15 protein-coding genes and 2 pseudogenes are annotated in these 18,986 nt (G+C 39.5%); 9 read left to right on the forward strand and 8 right to left on the reverse strand.

The annotated features are described in order from the left end of the window. Both L650_RS0109540 and L650_RS0109545 read right to left on the reverse strand, forming a co-directional pair. Window positions 1–1,392 (reverse strand): c-type cytochrome (locus L650_RS0109540; protein WP_223230560.1); only part of this gene is annotated, 1,392 nt, incomplete at its 3' end. Between the two features lie 133 nt (window positions 1,393–1,525). Continuing rightward, on the reverse strand, window positions 1,526–2,809 hold the full coding sequence (locus tag L650_RS0109545; RefSeq protein WP_029772968.1) for a cation:proton antiporter: 1,284 nt from the start codon (window positions 2,807–2,809) through the stop codon (window positions 1,526–1,528). 395 nt (window positions 2,810–3,204) lie between these two features. Here L650_RS0109545 and L650_RS0109550 point away from each other — a divergent pair, with 395 nt between their 5' ends. The 3 genes from L650_RS0109550 (at window position 3,205) to L650_RS0109560 (ending at window position 6,233) form a co-directional block, all read left to right on the forward strand. Continuing rightward, entirely contained in the window at window positions 3,205–5,121 is a 1,917-nt protein-coding gene (locus tag L650_RS0109550; protein WP_029772969.1) for an ATP-dependent DNA helicase, read from the forward strand. A gap of 9 nt (window positions 5,122–5,130) precedes the next feature. Continuing rightward, the gene (gene tsaB / locus L650_RS0109555; RefSeq protein WP_029772970.1) at window positions 5,131–5,835 is read left to right on the forward strand and encodes a tRNA (adenosine(37)-N6)-threonylcarbamoyltransferase complex dimerization subunit type 1 TsaB; all 705 of its coding nucleotides are present in this window, start codon (window positions 5,131–5,133) and stop codon (window positions 5,833–5,835) included. A gap of 68 nt (window positions 5,836–5,903) precedes the next feature. Then, window positions 5,904–6,233: a hypothetical protein gene (locus L650_RS0109560; protein ID WP_029772971.1), complete on the forward strand. Its 330-nt coding sequence runs from the start codon at window positions 5,904–5,906 to the stop codon at window positions 6,231–6,233. Window positions 6,234–6,297: 64 nt separating this feature from the next. On the opposite strand, the pseudogene L650_RS0109565 reads toward L650_RS0109560, so the two are convergent. Continuing rightward, window positions 6,298–7,589: pseudogene (locus L650_RS0109565) on the reverse strand (alkaline phosphatase). Window positions 7,590–8,169: 580 nt separating this feature from the next. Here L650_RS0109565 and L650_RS0109570 point away from each other — a divergent pair. The 3 genes and pseudogenes from L650_RS0109570 to rnd all read left to right on the forward strand — a co-directional run bounded on the left by L650_RS0109570 (window position 8,170) and on the right by rnd (window position 11,954). After that, window positions 8,170–9,021, forward strand: coding sequence for an alpha/beta hydrolase (locus L650_RS0109570; RefSeq protein ID WP_029772972.1), 852 nt, complete (start codon window positions 8,170–8,172; stop codon window positions 9,019–9,021). 115 nt (window positions 9,022–9,136) lie between these two features. Further along, window positions 9,137–10,789: a long-chain-fatty-acid--CoA ligase FadD gene (gene fadD, locus L650_RS0109575; RefSeq protein WP_004586367.1), complete on the forward strand. Its 1,653-nt coding sequence runs from the start codon at window positions 9,137–9,139 to the stop codon at window positions 10,787–10,789. Window positions 10,790–10,840: 51 nt separating this feature from the next. Next, window positions 10,841–11,954, forward strand: a pseudogene (gene rnd, locus L650_RS0109580) (ribonuclease D). 190 nt (window positions 11,955–12,144) lie between these two features. Here rnd and L650_RS0109585 read toward each other — a convergent pair. Both L650_RS0109585 and L650_RS0109590 read right to left on the reverse strand, forming a co-directional pair. Further along, window positions 12,145–13,830, reverse strand: coding sequence for an RluA family pseudouridine synthase (locus L650_RS0109585; RefSeq protein ID WP_029772973.1), 1,686 nt, complete (start codon window positions 13,828–13,830; stop codon window positions 12,145–12,147). A 126-nt stretch (window positions 13,831–13,956) separates the two neighbouring features. Continuing rightward, on the reverse strand, window positions 13,957–14,796 hold the full coding sequence (locus L650_RS0109590) for a LysR family transcriptional regulator (protein ID WP_223230561.1): 840 nt from the start codon (window positions 14,794–14,796) through the stop codon (window positions 13,957–13,959). Between the two features lie 133 nt (window positions 14,797–14,929). On the opposite strand from L650_RS0109590, the gene L650_RS0109595 reads away from it, so the two are divergent. After that, a complete protein-coding gene (locus tag L650_RS0109595) occupies window positions 14,930–15,652 on the forward strand; it encodes an outer membrane protein (RefSeq protein ID WP_085065460.1) in 723 nt (240 codons plus the stop codon). Window positions 15,653–15,737: 85 nt separating this feature from the next. Here L650_RS0109595 and minE read toward each other — a convergent pair whose 3' ends face one another. From minE to minC, 3 genes are read right to left on the reverse strand one after another with little or no spacing between them, the layout of a single operon-like run. Beyond that, on the reverse strand, window positions 15,738–16,001 hold the full coding sequence (gene minE / locus L650_RS0109600; RefSeq protein ID WP_004586362.1) for a cell division topological specificity factor MinE: 264 nt from the start codon (window positions 15,999–16,001) through the stop codon (window positions 15,738–15,740). A gap of 1 nt (window position 16,002) precedes the next feature. Next, window positions 16,003–16,812, reverse strand: coding sequence for a septum site-determining protein MinD (gene minD / locus L650_RS0109605; protein WP_024031716.1), 810 nt, complete (start codon window positions 16,810–16,812; stop codon window positions 16,003–16,005). A gap of 5 nt (window positions 16,813–16,817) precedes the next feature. Continuing rightward, window positions 16,818–17,525 carry a septum site-determining protein MinC gene (gene minC, locus L650_RS0109610; RefSeq protein WP_004586360.1) on the reverse strand — a complete coding sequence of 236 codons (708 nt, stop codon included), beginning with the start codon at window positions 17,523–17,525 and terminating at the stop codon, window positions 16,818–16,820. Between the two features lie 155 nt (window positions 17,526–17,680). Between minC and L650_RS0109615 the strand changes: the two genes are divergently transcribed. Continuing rightward, entirely contained in the window at window positions 17,681–17,968 is a 288-nt protein-coding gene (locus L650_RS0109615; RefSeq protein WP_004586359.1) for a YcgL domain-containing protein, read from the forward strand. Next, window positions 17,961–18,977 carry a lytic transglycosylase domain-containing protein gene (locus tag L650_RS0109620; protein WP_029772975.1) on the forward strand — a complete coding sequence of 339 codons (1,017 nt, stop codon included), beginning with the start codon at window positions 17,961–17,963 and terminating at the stop codon, window positions 18,975–18,977. Before L650_RS0109615 ends, L650_RS0109620 begins: the two co-directional genes overlap by 8 nt. The last annotated feature ends 9 nt before the right edge of the window (window positions 18,978–18,986 follow it).

Below are 18,986 nucleotides of genomic sequence, written 5' to 3' on the forward strand. Positions count from 1 at the left end.
TATACCTTCCATAACTTCGCGGCTTGCACCACTTATTTGTATTAATGTTTGCGCTGCTGCCCATGTTAAACCACCTGCTATGAGGGCCATTACCCAGCCAATATGAACGTATTTAAGCGCATCTTGGCGTTTGGTTTTTATAAGTACGGTCATTAGCGCTATAACAACTAATAGTGCCTCTAGGCCTTCGCGCAGCAAAATAACTAAACTGGCTGATAGCAAGGCGCCATCACTGAGTGTGGTGTCATTAAGTAGGTTGTTTGCTTTTGTTAATTGTGCAAGTACAGCATTAACTTGAGCACTGACAAGCTCGGTGTTTTTTTCATTTTTGAATGTGTTACGTAAGTTCATCAATTGTACTTCAATGCTTTTACGCAAGCTTTCATCGTATGCATTTAAGTTATTTTCTATCAGCTCAAAGCCATCTAAATAGGCACTGATAGCCAGTTCGCTGGCTTTGGCATACTCACCATTAGCATGTGCATTTTGCGCTGCAATAAGTTGCGAGCGTGCAACGCTAAGTGGCTGAGCTTTGTTTTTAAATAAGTGTTCTGGATTACCGCGCAGCCACTTAATAAATTGAACTTGGGCAGGGGATTGATTTTGTGAAAGCTGCGCAGGATTAAGATTAATGATGTCTGAAGTGCTGATTATCTGGTTATTGTGTTGCGGCTTAGTTATATCTTGAAAAGCTAAACTGCCTACATAAAAGGCGAGTGACCAACGTTGTTGCTCATTAAATTGGCTAAAAGCAACCATTGGCGTATCGTCTATGCCGTTGGATACAGCTTCATATAATCCCATAATTGTGCGATTTGTGGCTCGCTCTTTATCCATAAAGTTGGTGGGCTGTGGTGTTAAACCTTTAGCAAGTGGTCCATCACCTTGTCCATTTATGCCATGGCACATAGAGCAGTTTTCTGCAAAAAGTGCCTTTGTTTGTTTCAGGGGTAATAAAGATGAAGGCAAAGAAAGCTGCGGCATAAATTCAAGCAAAGACTCCCTAAGCTTTGAGCTGGCAGCACGAACACTTTGTACGCTTTGTTTATTTATAATGGTGTTATGTAAGGCGCCAGCTTGTATTTTTATATGACTGTATTGATTATTAGCACTGCTTAACTGTGTGGCTAGCGTGCTTATTAAATTTGCAAACTCAGACATTTCTTGAAATTCGTCTTTACTGACTACCTCGCCTTTTTGCACCGCGCCAACGTAATCAACCCCTACGTACTCTGCAAGTTGTGATATTTGTTTAGTCTTAGCTTGCTCAGCAGGCGTTGAGGCAAAAGCAGAAAAACATAAAAAAGTGAGTAAGAACAAAGGAAAGAGAAAAACGTGGCGACGTGTAATGCCATAAAATAACGAAAAAACACTTGTATACTTACTGGACATAATTAGCCTTATAAAAAACATTTAAAATTAAAACTATTTTTATTACGCTTAAAATAAATAAAGCCGTGCTAAAAATAATCCCCCATAAATAACTAACCCGCAGTGAATAGACTGCGGGTTTAATAAAGAAAACTTAGTGATTTTGCTCGGCAGATTTAATACTGCTTTGAATGAGAGGAGAGATAGTTAAACCTTGCACAATAATAGAAAATATAACCACAACATAGGTCACAATAACGATTAAATCATGCAGATCACTGCCTGATATAAATACTTGATCACGAGGAATAGCTGCAGCCATAGCTAATGCTAAACCGCCACGTAAACCACCCCAAGTTAAAATTTTAACGCTGTGTTTGTCGTAGTTTTTAAAGCGCTTAAATATTACAAATGGCGCACCAACACTAATAAAACGTGCTAATAAAATAGCAGGGATCATAACAAGGCCTAAGCCAATTTCACCCATTGTTACTGGCATAGTGACAATCAGCATACCAATAATCAAAAATAACAAAGCGTTTAAAAAGCTGTCGGTGGCGTGCCAAAAGTCTTTAATATAGCGCGTGTTTTCAGGCCCTGTGCGCTCGGTTGCTTTTGCGCGAGTAATATTACCTAAAATAATACCACTGGTTACCATGGCAAGCGCACCTGATATTTCCCATACATTGGCAGCGGCAAAACCCGCAGTTGGAATGGTTAAGGTTATTAATAGGCGTATATTTACATCTTTACAGTTAATAATTAAAAAGTGTCCCACAAGGGCCATTGCTAAGCCAAACACGATTCCACCTATGGCATCAACAAAAAACAGCTCTGCAATGTCGGCTGGGTTGGCATCGGTGCCAAAAAATGCAACAGAAAACAGCGTAGTAAAAATTACCAAACCAATACCATCATTAAATAAAGACTCGCCTTCTACCTGTACCGAAATACCTTCAGGGGCGCGTAATTGTTTAATAATTGCCAGTACAGCAATTGGATCGGTTGGGCTTATTAAGGCGCCAAAAAGTAAACAATAAATAAAAGGGACGGGCCAGCCAAGAGCGGCAAAAATATAAAAACTTAAATAGCCAATTAAAAAAGTAGAGACTACGGTAGAAAACAAAACTAAAGCGGTTATTTCCCATCGTTGTTTACGCAGTGCCAACAGGTTAATTTCTAAAGCACCTGCAAATAACAAAAATCCAAGCATGCCTTTTAAAAGCAATTCATTAAAATTAATACTGGCTACAACTTGCGTCATTTCTAATGCAGTTGTATCGCCTAATAACTTAACTGAAATAATTAATAACAACGATATAACAACCGAGCCTGTTGTTATAGCAATCGTTGTTTGCATTTTAAGAACATACTGGTTTGCATAAGCAATAAAAATTGCGATAGCAGAGAGAAAACAAATGAGATACCAAGCATTCATTGGCTAACCTTAAATTTATTTTAGAGAACAAAAAAGAGCGAATTAAACGAGCCGTATATTACTCCTGTGACTAGGCTGTGTCACAGTATTTATGGGGCTTTTAGCACTTTTTTTATGTCTTTAGGAGACATATAGTTAATGCAAATTTACTGGTGTTATTGCTTGTAATGAGGAGATTAATACAAAGTTGCCTAGGCAACATAATGGCTGATTACTGCCGTTAATTAAATAAAGTAAACGTAGCTATTGGGCGCGGCTAATAGTGTAATTTAGTGTAAATATATGTATACAAATTGTGGAGTTGGTTTTTCCTGCATTTTTTAAGACACTCTAATTTCAATTGGCTTGCCCTTATAGCCAGGCTTACGTAAAATCTCGCTATTATTTTTTGTAAAGTGACTGGTATTATCAAACAGCTGTTTAGTGCAACCGGGCCGTTAGCGTTATCTTTAGATGGATACACGCCTCGCCAACCTCAAATTGATATGGCCGTTGCCGTTAACGATGCATTAAAAAATAGCACGCAGTTAGTGGTTGAAGCGGGCACTGGTACAGGTAAAACGTTTGCCTATTTAGCGCCTGCCCTTAAATCTAAAGGTAAAACAATTATCTCTACAGGCTCTAAGGCCTTGCAAGAGCAGTTATACCACCGCGATTTACCTCAGCTAGTAAAAGCACTTAATGCATCTAAAAAAACCGCATTGTTAAAAGGGCGCGCTAATTATCTGTGCACTTATAGGCTAAACCAACATGTAGCCCATGTACCAACAGACGATCCTGATGTAATGCATCAACTTGCTATGGTTGCAAAATTTGCCAGTGAAACACACTCGGGTGATTTAGCCGATTGTATTGGTATTGAAGAAGACGCCAAGGTACTGCCCTATGTTAATTCGACAGCCGATAATTGTTTAGGCAAAGAGTGTCCAGACTTTCAATCATGTTATATACGCAAAGCGCGTTTAAATGCAGCCGAAGCGGATGTAGTGGTTATAAACCATCATTTATTTTTTGCTGATATGGCAGTAAAAGACTCCGGTTTTGCCGAACTTATGCCTACTGCCGACGCTTATATTTTTGACGAAGCACACCAGCTTAGCGAAATTGCCAGTGACTACTTTGGTGAAAGTATTAGCACTAAAAAGCTGGTGGATTTAATTAACGATTTACGCGCTATTTACCGTGCAGAAATTCCCGATATGCTGCAACTTGGAAAAAGCCTTAATAAGCTAGAAACCAGTGTGGCTGATTTACGTTTACAGTTTGGTGTAGATGGTAGCCGAGGTGATTGGCGCGAAAAGCTCAGTGATAAATTAATTTGCGCAGCGCTGCATCGGGTAATTAGCGATTTAGACTTTGTTTATCAGGTATTAAAACTATGCCTAGAGCGAAGTGATAAAATAGAGCATCCGTTTGAGCGTACATTAGCGTTTAAAGGTCAGTTAGAGCGTGTTTTTGATACCGCACAAACGGGCTTTAGCTATTGGTACGAAACCACGCGGCGCTATTTAACGGTTAATATTACGCCCCTTAATGTCTCTGCTAAATTTGCTCAAATGATGAAAGACACCGGCGCAGGGTTTGTATTTACCTCAGCCACGTTATCGGTTGATAATAAGCTCGATCACTTTAATGCAAGCTTAGGTATTACTCCTGCGCAAAGTATGATGGTTGATAGCCCCTTTGATTATCCTAATCAGGCGCTTTTATGCTTACCACGATATTTGCCAGAATCGCATGCAGAGAATATGCCTCATGCAATTATAAAATTAACCCTAGAGCTGATTAAATCGGCTAAAGGGCGTTGCTTTGTGCTGTTTACAAGTTACCGAATGATGCATTTGGTGGCTGAGGGTTTAACCACACAAATGGACTACCCAGTTTATATGCAAGGGCAAATGTCTAAGCGTATAATACTGGAAAAATTTACGCGCCATGGTAATGCGGTATTGTTAGGTACTGCCTCGTTCTGGGAAGGGGTTGATGTACGTGGTAGCACGCTAAGCTGTGTTATTATTGACAAGTTACCTTTTGCAGCACCGGATGACCCATTACTGCAAGCCAAAATGCAAGATTGCCAAATGCAAGGCAAAGACCCGTTTGCTCATATACAGTTACCGCAAGCTGTTATAGCGCTCAAGCAGGGCGTGGGGCGTTTAATACGAGATAACAAAGATAAAGGCGTGCTGGTTATTTGCGACAACCGATTAGTAACGCGCCAATATGGCCAAGTATTTTTAAAAAGCTTACCGCCGATGCGCCGCACGCGAAGCTTAGAAGATGCAAACACATTTTTAAAACACATTAACTAGAGTACTAAAATGATTAAAAGTAATATTCTTGCCCTAGACGCCTCAACCGAAGCGTTATCTTTAGTTTTACACTTTGAGGGCCAAACATTTCATCATTTTGAAGAATGCCCACAGCAACATAGTCAAAAAATACTCCCTTTAGTTGATGAGCTTCTTAATAAAGCACAGTGTAAATTAAAAGACTTAGACGTTATTGGCTTTGGCCAAGGGCCAGGTAGCTTTACCGGTGTACGCATTAGTGTTGCTATTGCACAAGGGTTAGCTTATTCAGCCAATTTACCATTAGTGGGCGTATCAACCTTGGCAATTATGGCCCAGCAAGCGTACGAACAAACGCAGGCACCAGTAGTGTATTCAGCTATAGATGCGCGCATGGGAGAAATTTATTTTGCCCAATACCAAGTAAATAACGCACGCATGGAGTTAGTAAATGAAGAGTGTGTTATAAAACCTGATTTATTAAGCAAAGAGCATATAAGCAGTGAAGAGTTACACGCGATTGCCGTTGGCACGGGATTTAAAAGTTACCCTGATGCACTTAAAAACGTTAGCAATATAACCATAAATACAGCCATTACATTGCCAGATGCTCGCTATATGCTTAGCCATGTAGACACGCCCTTTTTAAAGGGCGAGGTTGTTAAAGCAAGTGATGCGCAACCTAAATATGTGCGCGATACAGTAACATGGAAAAAACTACCGGGTCGCGAATAAGCACAAGAGTTGCAAATTGGGTGTTTTTAAATCATAATTTTTAATATGTTTGTTGTTGGAAGTTATCTATGACTTTGCCAATTGGCGCTGGTTTTTTTACTGGGGATATTCCTGCAAAGGTTACCTCTACAAAAATTATACCCTCTAAACCGCAAGGTTTAGCGGATGATAGCGCCAGTCAAAAAACAAACACAGATTATGTAAAAAGTAGTAAAGCGGGTGTAGAGCTTGCTAATCAATACTTTAGTCAAAACACTAGTAACGCAAAGTACAGCCAAACTATTTATGACCAACCAAGCCCAACGGTGAGTAAAGCAATTTCAACATATACAGAATTTGCAAATTTAGAGCGTCGCGCCGAAGTACAAGATTTAATAGGCGTCGATATATACGCTTAGCCCCAGTAATAGTAAAAAATAAAAAGCCCGAACACTGGTTCGGGCTTTTTGCGTAAGCTTATGGCTACTGTTTAATAAAGCCAATTAGTTTATCGGCAATATCTGTATTATTTTGAGCACCGTTAAAGTGTTCACTGCCTTTACCGTAGGCAAATACTTGAACATCTACAGCGGTGTGTCCGCCTGTTGTCCAACCAGTAAAGCTGGCATCACTAATAATACTTTTAATGGCTAAATTAAGCGCTGTTTCGCCCATTTTTTTCGCTTGTTCAAGTTTTACTTTATTAGCCGGTGTATATTCAATACCTGTGTTGGCGCGCCAAATAGGCTCTAGGTCATCAGCAGCGAGTAATTGCTTTGTTAGCTCAACGGCTGTTGCTTTAACGCCTTTAATAACTTCTGTATCCCACTTATATTGTCCGTGCGCACCGAGGGTTAACCCACCAGTTGAATGATCTGCAGTAACCACTAATAAAGTATCAGGGTTTTTATCAATATAGGCTTTTGCTTTTTCAATCGACTGTGCAAAGTCATCCATTTCGGCCATGGCACAGGCTACATCGTTAGCATGTCCACACCAATCAATTTGGCTGCCTTCAATCATGACAAAAAAGCCGTCTTCATTTTGGCCGTCGAGTAAATCAAATGCTTTAGCTGTTAGTTGCGTTAAGTGGTTTGAATTAGCATCAAGCGCAAATGGCAGGCCCATTGGGGCGTATAAGCCAAGTACCGGTACTTGTGTGATCTGACCAAGGCTTTTTATATCATCGCTATATTGATAACCAGCTGCTTTAAATTCATCTACGAGGTTACGGTCTTCTCTAATAAAATACTGCGTACCGCCGCCTAGCATTAAATCAACAGGGAGTTTACCGGCAATTTTGTTATCTATGTATTCATTAGCAATGGCATCGTAATTTCGACGTGATTCGTTATGTGTAGCAAAACTAGCTGGGGTGGCATGGTTAATTTGCGAGGTAGCTACTAATGCCGTTGTCATACCACGTTCTTTTGCTATTTCTAGCATGGTTTTAACGGGCTTTTTGTCTGTATCGACTGCAATAGCACCATTATAACTTTTGTGGCCGCNCTACTCAGTGCGGTTGCACCTGCAGCACTGTCGGTAACATAAGTGTGATCGTCAGGGTAAGTACGCGCCATGCCTGTTAAAATAGTATCAAATACGGTTGTTTCAATCTGCTTGGTGGTTGGATCATCTTTAAAATAACGATAAGCGGTTGTATAGGCAGGACCCATCCCGTCACCAATCATATAAATTACATTTTTAGGTGCATCGCTTGCATAAACACTGGTAGATGCACATAAAAGCGCTAATAAGCTAAGTTGGTTTTTCATTTTTATTCCTATGAATGTGCTGTTTAAATAGCACCACAATTGTATATGGTTACGGCGTGTTGAATTTGCAGCATAAATACCAAACATGCGCTGCCCAAAAATTCTTTCTAAGGCGATTAAATTTTTTGCTAGGTTTTTACTCAGCCCACAAGGTTACAAACCTCGTAACAGGATTTAACCGCCCGTAGATTGAACAAGTTTCAATCCACAAAGTTCAATACGCCCTCGTATAATAATGAAATGAAGTAAGAATAAAAAGCAAAGTACATAAACAGGTTTGGCTAATTGTCACTAAAACAATACAGCCATTTTTTTAGGTTATGTTAATTATAGCGTAATGAATATAGTGGTATACATTACCTACCTGAAGAGTATTTAAGCTCTGTTTGTAATTATTTATTGAATTAATGAAACTTAAAATATTTTAAGTTGTTGAAATTAAATACATAATTAAAATTCAAAAGTTAACCTTACAAATAAAGTGGTCTTTATAAATATAAAAAATATAAAAACTTTTGGTATTAGAGGTCTGACAACTAGTATGTTATAAATAATGTCGCACGTTAAAAAGAGGTATCTGTTGCAGCCATTTGAAATAAAAACAAGAAATATAACATTGCGTGGCTTACAAAAAGGCACTGGCGATGAGCTGGTTATAGCCTTGCATGGGTGGCTAGATAACAGTAATAGTTTTACACCTATGCTAGATAAAGTTAACCCGCAGCATACTTGGTATTGTGTTGACTTTGCTGGGCATGGGCTATCTGATTGGCGTGCACAGGACGCTCATTATTATTTTGTTGATTATATTGACGATGTGTACCAACTTATAAAGAGCTTAGGGGCAAAAAAAGTACATTTAGTCGGCCATTCAATGGGCGCAATGGTGGCTGGTTTATTTGCTAGTTGTTTTAGTGAGTATGTGCATTCAGTTACCTTTATTGAAGGGATTGGCTGTGTTACAACCCCCAGTGATGAAGTATGTGAGCAATTAAAAGGGGCGATACTGAACAGAGAGCGCGCCTACAATAAAAAAAAGCGCGTTTATAAATCGCAATCAGCGATTATCGATGCGCGTGCAAATACAACAGATTTAAATAACGAACTGATCACCTTATTGATGAGTCGTAATATTAAGCAAAGTGAACTAGGGTATGAGTTAACAACAGACCCTAAGCTTAAAAATCACTCAGGTTTTAGGTTTGATGAAGCGCAATGTATTGGTGCAATAAAACAATTAATTGCACCAAGCCAATTAATTTTAGGTAACCAAGGTTATTCGTTTGTAAAACAAAATTTGGCCAAGTATATTAGCTATTACAACAACTTGAAGGTAATTAATGTAGATGGCGGGCATCATTGCCATATGCAAAGCAGTGGGTTATGTTTTGAGCATATTCAAGCCTTTATGCTGCAAAATGGTGCATGTTAATTGTAAATTAGCGCCAAATGTGGGATTATTCCTGCATTAGAGTATTTGCTCAATTGTTAAAGTGCCTTACTTAGATTAAGGTTAATAAAAATATAATTATAAACAGGGGCTAAGAGTGGAAAAAATCTGGCTTAAGCGCTACCCAGAAGGTATGCCTGAAACAATCGATCCTGAGCATTACAACTCGTTACTCGAAGTGTTCGAAAAAAGTTTTACCGATTACAAAGATTTACCTGCATTTACGAATATGGGTAAAACATTATCGTATGATGAAATAGATACAGCGACACAACGTGTTGCCTCGTATATTCAAAATGATTTAGGTCTTAAAAAAGGCGACAAAGTTGCCGTAATGATGCCTAACTTATTACAAACGCCTATCGCTATTTTAGGTATTTTACGTGCAGGGTGTGTGGTGGTTAACGTAAACCCACTTTACACAGTACGAGAGCTTGAGCATCAATTAAAAGACTCTGACGCGTCAGCTATTTTTATATTGGCTAACTTTGCAGACACGCTTGAAAAAGCACTTGCAAAAACGGATGTAAAACACATTGTTGTTACCCAAGTGGGCGACATGGTGGGTGGTATTAAAAAGCATATCGTTAATTTTGTGGTTAAATACATAAAAAAAATGGTACCTAGCTACAGCCTACCAAATACAATTAAGTTTTCAGATGTGTTAGCAGGTGACCCTGCAAAGTATACGCGCCCAGAAATGAGCTTATCTGATCTGGCCTTTTTACAATACACAGGTGGTACAACCGGCGTATCTAAAGGGGCGATGTTAAGTCATGGCAACATGGTTGGTAACCTTGAGCAAGTATCTGGCTGTTTAGATAAAGTATTAGACCGTGGTACTGAAGTTGTTGTTACTGCATTACCGCTTTATCATATATTTGCGTTAACGGCTAATTGCTTAACGTTTATGAAATACGGTGGTTTGAATGTATTAATTACAAACCCACGTGATATGCCAGCATTTGTTAAAGAGCTTAATCAGCATAAATTTACTGCTATTACCGGTGTAAATACCCTGTTTAACGGGTTACTTAATACGCCAGGGTTTGCAGAGCTTGATTTTAGTCATTTAAAAATGTCATTAGGTGGCGGCATGGCGGTACAACGTCCTGTAGCCGAAAAGTGGCAAAAAGTGACTAACTCTAAATTGATGGAAGGTTACGGTTTAACTGAGTGTGCACCGCTTGTAACTGTAAGCCCGTACGATTTAGAAGCTTATAATGGTTCTATTGGTTTACCTGCTCCTAATACCGAAATTAAGCTAATGCTTGAAAACGGAGAAGAAGCGGCAAAAGGTGAACCCGGTGAGCTATGGGTTAAAGGCCCACAAGTTATGCTAGGTTACTATAACCGCCCAGATGCAACCGCAGAATGTTTGCAAGATGGCTGGTTTGCTACCGGCGATATTGCCACATACGACGATGAAGGCTTCTTCTATATTGTTGACCGCAAAAAAGACATGATCATTGTATCGGGCTTTAATGTGTTCCCAAATGAGATAGAAGAAGTGGTTGCCATGCACGACGGCGTACTAGAAGTCGCGGCTATTGGTATCCCGCACGATGTAAGTGGCGAACAAGTTAAAGTTTTTGTTGTTAAAAAAGACCCTTCTTTAACTGAAAAAGATATAATAAATCACTGTCGTGATAATTTAACTAATTATAAGGTGCCTAAACTCGTTGAGTTTAAGGATGAGTTACCTAAAACAAATGTAGGTAAAATTCTCAGAAGAGCCCTAAAAGATTAGTAAACTATAAAAAAGCCGGCATTAGCCGGCTTTTTTATTGTAGGAGATTAAGTGCAATACCAATTGATCGAAACACAAAATCAACTCAATACCTTTGTTGAGCAAATAAAAAACAAGCCTATTTTAGCCATAGACACAGAGTTTATGCGCCGCCGTACTTTGTACCCTGAAGTTGCACTTATTCAAGTATATGATGGCGAGCATCTTGCCCTTATAGATCCACTGGCCGAACTCTCGTTATTTGAATTTTGGCAAATATTACAAGATCCATCAGTACTGAAAGTGTTGCATTCACCTTCAGAAGATATTGAAGTATTTCAAAAATATGCAGGCTTTGTACCCGCTCCATTGTTTGATACACAATTTGCTCTTCAGCTTTTAGGCGAAGGCAACTGTATGGGCTTTGCGCTAATGGTAAAAGAGCTATTAGGCATAGAAATAGACAAAAGTGAATCGCNGCCCATTAACTAAAAAGCAGCTCGATTATGCAGCCGCTGATACGTTTCATTTACTGCCTTGTTTTGAACTAATAATTGAGCGTATAAATAAAGCTGAGTTATTTGATATTGTCATAAATGAGAGCGAGTTAATTGCAAATAAACGCGCCTTTCAAACTCCAGATGAGCTGCTTTACAAAGATATAAAAAACGCATGGCAACTAAAACCGCACGAGCTCGCGGTATTAAAAGAATTAGCTGTATGGCGTCGTAATAAAGCTATTCGTAAAAATTTAGCGCTTAACTTTGTGCTTAAAGAGCACAACATGACGGAAATTGCTAAACGTGGGCCCTCGAGCTTAAATACGCTGAGACAAATTCCGGGTGTTGAGTCGATGGAAGTAAACCGCTCTGGAGTCGAAATACTAAAGTGTATTGAAAAGGCCAAAGCACTCCCGGTTGATGAGCATCCGCCTGTGCTTAAACGTTTAATTGATTTTCCGGCTTATAAAAAAGTAGCTAAAGATATTAAACAAAAAATCACTAAAGTGGCAAAAGAGCAGGGTATACCAGAGGATGTAATGGCCTCTAAAAAGCAAATTAATCAGCTTATTAGCTGGAATTGGAAACTCACCGATGAGCAAAAGGTAAATCATATTAAACCTGATTTACTTAATTCTTGGCGCTACAGTTTTGTTAAAGACGCACTTAAAGAGTGGGATAATTAAACCCACTTTTTAAGCTAACAGGCTATGTTATACCAATTCGCAATAATATTTAATCATTTTTAGGGGCTAAACGTGTCGCTATCTGCGTTAAAAAATTCTCATTTAGAACAACTAAATAGCGATTTTTTTGCCTTGCTATCAACACGTTTTTCCATCCTCAAAATAGATCACTTAATTATGCGAATTGGTATTAAAAATCGGGCGCTACGCTGAACGTTAAACGCTTATGTGTAATGGGGTGATCTAGCGCCAAATACTCGGCATGTAAGTGTAACCTGTTGGCTTTTTTACCGTAATGTGTGTCACCAATAATAGGCATATTCAGCCCTAAGTGGTGAGCGCAGTGTACCCTTAACTGGTGAGTGCGTCCCGTTTTAGGGTAGAGCTGTAGGCGTGTAATATTGTTTTTACGTTCAAGCACCTGCCATGTAGTAAGTGCGGGTTTGCCGTTTTTATAACAAACAAGCTGGCGTGGCTTATCGTCAAAATCAAGTCGCAATGGCAGCTCTATCTTGCCACTGTCCTTAGGCACAATACCATCAACCAGCGCAATGTAACGTTTATCAATAGTGCGGGCAATAAATTGCTTTTGTAGTGCTTTGTGGGCTCGTTTATTGAGCGCCACCACTAATAAACCTGATGTAGACATATCTAGTCTGTGCACAATTAACGGGCCTGTAGCGTGCGGAAATTGCGTTTGAATACGTAAATACACAGAATCTTCAATATTGACACCTGGTACAGATAAAAACTCGCTGGGTTTGTTTACAATAACAATATCATCGTCTTGATAGACTATCGGCAGCGTTTTACCTTCAGCAGGGTTAACGAGTAGCGGGTTATCTTCTATGCTGAGGCCTTTTAACATGTGCGATAAAATAGGTTGGCACTTACTGTAGCAAGAAGGGTAATAGTTTTTATGTTGGCGTATTGCTGATTTAGGTGCGGGCCCCCACCAAAACTCAGCCATAGCCACTGGCTTTAAATTATTAAGATAAGCGTATTGTAATAGCTTGGGCGCAGCGCAATCTCCAGCACCTGATGGCGGAGTATGCTCTGGCAATGCTGCAAATATGGCATTGAGATCTTTAACTTCATGCTCTGCATTTAAAAACTGGTACTGTGCAAACACTTGCTTTTGTAAGTTTTTAGATAAAACTTTACGGCGTTTTTTTAACTGTTTTATTTCGTCGTGTAGGGCATTAAGCGCCTGCTGTTGCTGAGTTATTTTATCATGCCAGTGATCTTTTATGCTTTGATAGTATTTTTTATCTTCTATGCTTTGTTTGGCCAATTCATTCAAGCTTGCTTGTTGCTCAGGCGTTATTGCTTGGCTTTGCTCAATTGCAAGTGCACTGCGCGCTTTTTTACGTGTTTTTCTATTGGCTTGCATTACGCTTTGTTGAGCGTGTAACTGCTGATCAAACGCGGCTTTATCGGCATTTAATGACGCTGTTAATTTATTCAATGTACTTGCATTTTCTAGGGCATGTATTTGCGCATTTATCTCGTTAATTATTTTACTTTCTTTTAAATAACCCACATCTTCCAGTGCCATTGTAGATACATTAGGCACGCATTTTACATCGGTATTTAAATTTTCGAGCTGGCCTGAATACGCCGCTAAAAAGCCAAGTTGTTGTTGCTGGTTTTGTACAACCAGTACACCAAACATTTTGCCATCATTCGTTGTTGTATTGATGCTGTCATTTTCCTTGTACGGTAAATGCGTTTCAAGTTGCTGCTGCAATTGTGTTGCGGCTAAAACAGATAACGGATGAGGCTGGTAGTAAAACGGAAACGTAAATTTATCTGGAAGCGGTATAGAATCTACAGAGCAATCAAATAAAGTAAAACAAGAAGCGTGATTTAACATAGCAAAGTAATAGCAGGCATAAAGCAAAGTAATGGGCCCATAATAACATATTCACTTAAGGGGTACTTGCTTAATCCTCTGCGGTTATTAAACCGCGCTTAGCTAAAAAGCGTACTAATAATAGTGTTAGGTTTTCTCTGCGTGCATTATTTGGCCATACCGCATAGTAACCAAGCGGCTTGAGTGCCAGTTAGGTAAAATGTGAATGAGCTCTTCTTGTGCTAATTGTTTTTTTACTAGGTTTTCGGGCAATATGCCAAGACCCAAGTTTTCAGATACAAAGTGACTTATTGCAAGCGCACTATTTACATTTACGCGCGACTTTTCACAAATACACACCACTTCGCCATTTGGAGAGGTAAAATCTACAGTGCTGCCGCGCATACTAAAATGAACCCAATCCCACTGTTTTAAATCGTTTGGGTGCGTAGGGGGCTGATGCCTACTCGCGTACTTACTTGAAGCAACTAAAAAGCGTTTACTCTCGCCAATTTTACGCGCCATGAGTGAGCTGTCTTCAAGCCAGCCAACTCGAATACTTAAATCGAGTCCTTCATCCATTATATTTATTACTTGGTCTGTGTAATTAAGAGACAAGTTCACTTTTGGGTAGGTTTGCACAAATTCTGCTATCGCGGCTGAAATTTCGGAGCTTGCTAAAAAGGCGGGCAGCGATATTTTTAAAGACCCTATAGGCTCATCACCTACAGAGTTAATTTCGTTCAAACCTGCCTCTGCGTGTTTTGTTATGTTTTCTACGTGGGCGTAAAATTTTTCACCTTCAGGGGTAAGCGACAATTTACGGGTTGTTCTATGTAATAAAGTGACGCCTAAAAACTGTTCTAAGTCAGAAACACTATGGCTAACACGTGAAGGTGCTATGCCAAGCTCCTTAGCTGCAATACGAAATGAACCGCCAGCAACCACTTTGGCAAAAATAGCCATGTGTCGTAAATAGTTAATCATTGTTCTGAAAGTCGGAATTGTATTGTGCCGTTATTGTATCTATTCGCTTGTGTATCGAAAAGTTATATTAGCTGCGAATTCAACATTAGCCTTACAGCCCAATAATTTGGTTGTTAAAAAATAAGGAATAACAATGAACACATTACAAAAAACTATAGTTGCCGCAATTGCTTTAGCGTGTACCACGCCTACTTTAGCTAGTGCAGAGGGGTTTTATGGAACTGCACATGTAGGCTATAGTTCGCAAGCAAATGACTCTCAAGCCATTGGTAACAATATTGCCGTAGATAGCGATTTTCCATCTGAATTTGATGCCGGTGAGGGCAGTGTAGGCAGTATTGGTTTAGGTTATCAGTTCAATCCTCAATTTAGAGTAGAGGCGCGTATTAGCTATCATGACACCGATTATAGCGATACAAAAGTTGGCGTGGGTGCACGTGAAGGTGAGCAGTATGTATTAAAGGGGGATTTAAAAACCACCACTTATACAATTGAAGGCTTTTACGATTTTGATAACAGCACCGTGTTTACGCCTTATATTAAAGCGGGGTTAGGGGTTGCTGATAACAGCTATTCTGCAAAATTAGGTGGTGCAGGCATTAGCGCTTTTGACGCATTCGATGGAAATGTTGATGGCTATTACGATGCGTATGCTGATGACGATTCAACCGAATTTACATGGAATATTGGCGCAGGGGTTAACTATCAAATAACTAAAACTATGTCGTTATACACAGAGTATCAATACATTGAATTTGGTGATGTGCAAACGGGGGAAGATGCATTTACCGATGGCTTTAAAATTGACAGTGCAGCAAGCCATGAGTTTTTACTTGGTTTACGTGTAAACTTTTAAATTTAAAACACAAAATATTGCACCACATACATGTAGTGAGTGTGTAAAGCAAAAAGCGGCATTTAAAATGCCGCTTTTAGTTGTGCTACTTTTTTTCTTCGTCAGGTAATGTCACGTTGAGCTCAAGTACCGCTAAATCATCTTCGTTTTGATCAAACTGTACCTGCACTGCATCAGTGTTTACATTTACGTACTTACGGATCACATCTAAAATATCTTGTTTTAATTGTGGTAAGTAATCCGGTGTTCCGCGTTGCGAACGCTCGTGCGCGACAATGATCTGCAATCGCTCTTTTGCTAATGACGCGCTATTTTTCTTTTCTGAGCGGAAGTAGTCAAGTAAAGACACATTAACCTCCAAAAATCCGTTTAAATAAGCCTTTTTTCTCAACATCTAAGAAGCGAAAATCGACTGTTTCACCGAGTAAGCGATTGATTGCATCAGCGTATGCTTGCCCTGCATCTGAATCACCATCAAGTATTACTGGCTGGCCTGAATTAGACGCACTTAATACCGCTTGCGACTCAGGAATAACACCAAGTAAAGGAATCGACAGAATATCTTTAACATCTTCTACCGATAACATTTCACCTTTTTCAACTCGCTCAGGGTTGTAGCGTGTTAATAATAGGTGTTCTTTAATATTTTCTAGGCCTTCTTCAGCACGTTTTGATTTGCTGTGTAAAATACCTAAAATTCTGTCTGAATCTCGAACCGAAGATACTTCAGGGTTTGTTGTTACAATTGCTTCATCAGCAAAGTACATCGCCATCATTGCACCGGCTTCAATACCTGCAGGTGAATCACACACAATGTAGTCAAAGTCTTCTTTTAGTTCGTTTAAAACGCGCTCTACGCCTTCACGGGTAAGGGCGTCTTTATCACGTGTTTGTGATGCGGGTAGTAAAAATAATTTTTCAACGCGTTTATCTTTAATAAGCGCTTGATTTAGGTTGGCTTCGCCGTTTATTACGTTTACAAAATCGTATACTACGCGGCGCTCACACCCCATAATTAAATCTAGGTTACGTAAGCCAATATCAAAATCGATAATAACTGTTTTATAGCCTTTTAAAGCTAAACCGGTGCCTATTGCAGCACTTGATGTTGTTTTACCAACACCGCCTTTACCAGAGGTAACGACAATTACTTTTGCCATGAGATTTATCCTTTAACCAAAGCTGAAATTTCTAATGATTCGTTTTTTTGTTGTATTTGTACTGCATTGCCCCAGTGCTCACCTTGTAATGAGTCGCTGATCCAGTAATTGCCATCAATTGAAACCAATTCGGCTTCGAGCTTTTGGCAATAAATGCAGGCGTCTTTAATCCCTTTTGCACCTGCAATAGCACGCCCGCGTAAGGTGCCATAAATATGCACATTACCATCGGCTATTACTTCTGCACCATGGCTAACTGCACCAAGTACAATTAAGTCTCTGTCTTTTGCATAAACTTGCTGCCCTGAGCGTACCGTGCCATTAATTACTTGCGCAGGTAGGTACACGTTTTTTTCAACTATAGAGGTATTAGGCGCCTCTTGTTTAACGGGTGCGCTTTTAGCATCTTGCGAGTAATTTAGTACAGAAAGGCCAGCGGCTTTAGCTTGCGTGTGTTGCTCATCTGAGCCATTACAAACACCTACAGCATTAAAGCTCATACGCTCAATAAGAGATTTTAAATGTACAAAATCAAGTGAGCTGTTTTTAATTTCTTCTAAATTAACAACAATAGGCGCTCCTTCAAAAAAACGAGGAGCTTGGGCTATTTTTACATACAACTGTTCTGCTAGAAGGGCGATATCAGTGCTATAAAGATGCAATACTGACAACGTGAAAAGGTTCCCTTTTAGCTCAAAAATTTGTTCCGACATACACGCTCAATTGATTTGTCTGATTAGAAATTAATTTTAGATAAACGTAGGCTGAATAAGGCCTTTAATGAAATTTCTAATCTAATTTTTCTAACTTATTATTACTCTCATGTTATAGTGTGCAGCAATGTTAAGCAAGATTAAATAGGGCCATTATGCTCACTGCGGTATATAAAAGTAAGAAAAAAGCGGATACCTTCTTATTTGTTGAAAAAAGAGATGATTTTAGTAAAGTGCCTGAACCTTTACTGGCTATGTTTGGTCAACCTATTTATGTAATGATTATCAATTTAGCAAAGCGTGATCATTTAGGCGGTGCCGACCTTGAAACAGTAAAAGCAGCGTTAGCTGACCCAGACAAGGGTTACTATTTGCAAATTCCGCCGCCGGAAGAAAATTTACTTAGCCAATTACGAAAAGAAAACGGAGTTGATAGTGATTAAAAAGTTAGCCGTAATTTTATGCTCAGTGTGTTTAAGTGGCTCTGTAGTTGCTAAAACGCAGGCCGAATTTCAAACTTATTTAAGTGACTTAAAACAAGAGGCCATTGCTAAAGGGTACGATAGCAAGTTAATAGACGATGCATTTGCGACTGCCTCATACAAAGAAAAAGTTGTTTCGGCTGATAAAAACCAGCCAGAGGTTAAAGAAACCCTCGAAACCTACTTACCAAAACGTGTACCGCAATGGAAAATTGATCGTGCACGTAAACTCTACGCAGAAAATAAAGATGTACTTGAACAAGTTGCAAAAGAGTTTGGCGTACAAGCACGCTTTATAGTGGCATTATGGGGCCTTGAAAGTAACTTTGGCACAATACAAGGTGGCCATAATGTTATTTCATCGCTAGTGACGCTTGCCTTTGATGGTCGTCGTGAAGCACTTTATAAGCGCCAGCTTTGGGCAGCATTAGATATTTTAAAGTCAGGCCATATTTCGCTTGATAAATTTAAAGGCTCCTGGGCTGGTGCAATGGGGCAAACTCAGTTTATGCCTACCTCATTTAACGCCTACGCCGTTGATTACAATAACGACGGCCGTAAAGATATTTGGACCACCAAAGAGGATGCATTTGCATCGATTGCCAATTATTTAAAACAAGAAGGCTGGAATGACTCACTAACTTGGGGTCGCCAGGTAAAATTACCTGACAATTTTGACAGTAAATACGTGCTAAAACGTGGCACTAAAACACGTAAGCAATGGTTAGAATATTGGAACGACTCAGAGCGATCGCTTGCAGACTGGCAAGCTCTGGGTGTACGCAAAGCTGACGGCTCTGACTTACCTAATGTTGATGTACGCGCTGCACTGGTAATGCCTGATGACATTAATGGGCGTATGTACTTAGCGTACGATAACTACAAAGTGTTTATGCACTGGAACCGCTCATATTACTTTGCCACCAGCGTGGGCTATCTATCAGATAGAATTGGTTATCCAAAAATATAATTTATACGC

This window comes from Pseudoalteromonas sp. TB51, from assembly GCF_000498055.1.
Classification (GTDB): Bacteria; Pseudomonadota; Gammaproteobacteria; order Enterobacterales; family Alteromonadaceae; genus Pseudoalteromonas; species Pseudoalteromonas atlantica.

Bases quoted from the DNA above. Each gene is read 5' to 3' on its own strand.
- L650_RS0109595 (WP_085065460.1), top strand. From the start codon at position 14,930: ATGAACACATTACAAAAAACTATAGTTGCCGCAATTGCTTTAGCGTGT.
- L650_RS0109560 (WP_029772971.1), top strand. From the start codon at position 5,904: ATGACTTTGCCAATTGGCGCTGGTTTTTTTACTGGGGATATTCCTGCA.
- L650_RS0109615 (WP_004586359.1), top strand. From the start codon at position 17,681: ATGCTCACTGCGGTATATAAAAGTAAGAAAAAAGCGGATACCTTCTTA.
- L650_RS0109590 (WP_223230561.1), bottom strand. From the start codon at position 14,796: ATGATTAACTATTTACGACACATGGCTATTTTTGCCAAAGTGGTTGCT.
- minD (WP_024031716.1), bottom strand. From the start codon at position 16,812: ATGGCAAAAGTAATTGTCGTTACCTCTGGTAAAGGCGGTGTTGGTAAA.
- L650_RS0109585 (WP_029772973.1), bottom strand. From the start codon at position 13,830: ATGTTAAATCACGCTTCTTGTTTTACTTTATTTGATTGCTCTGTAGAT.
- L650_RS0109545 (WP_029772968.1), bottom strand. From the start codon at position 2,809: ATGAATGCTTGGTATCTCATTTGTTTTCTCTCTGCTATCGCAATTTTT.
- minC (WP_004586360.1), bottom strand. From the start codon at position 17,525: ATGTCGGAACAAATTTTTGAGCTAAAAGGGAACCTTTTCACGTTGTCA.
- tsaB (WP_029772970.1), top strand. From the start codon at position 5,131: ATGATTAAAAGTAATATTCTTGCCCTAGACGCCTCAACCGAAGCGTTA.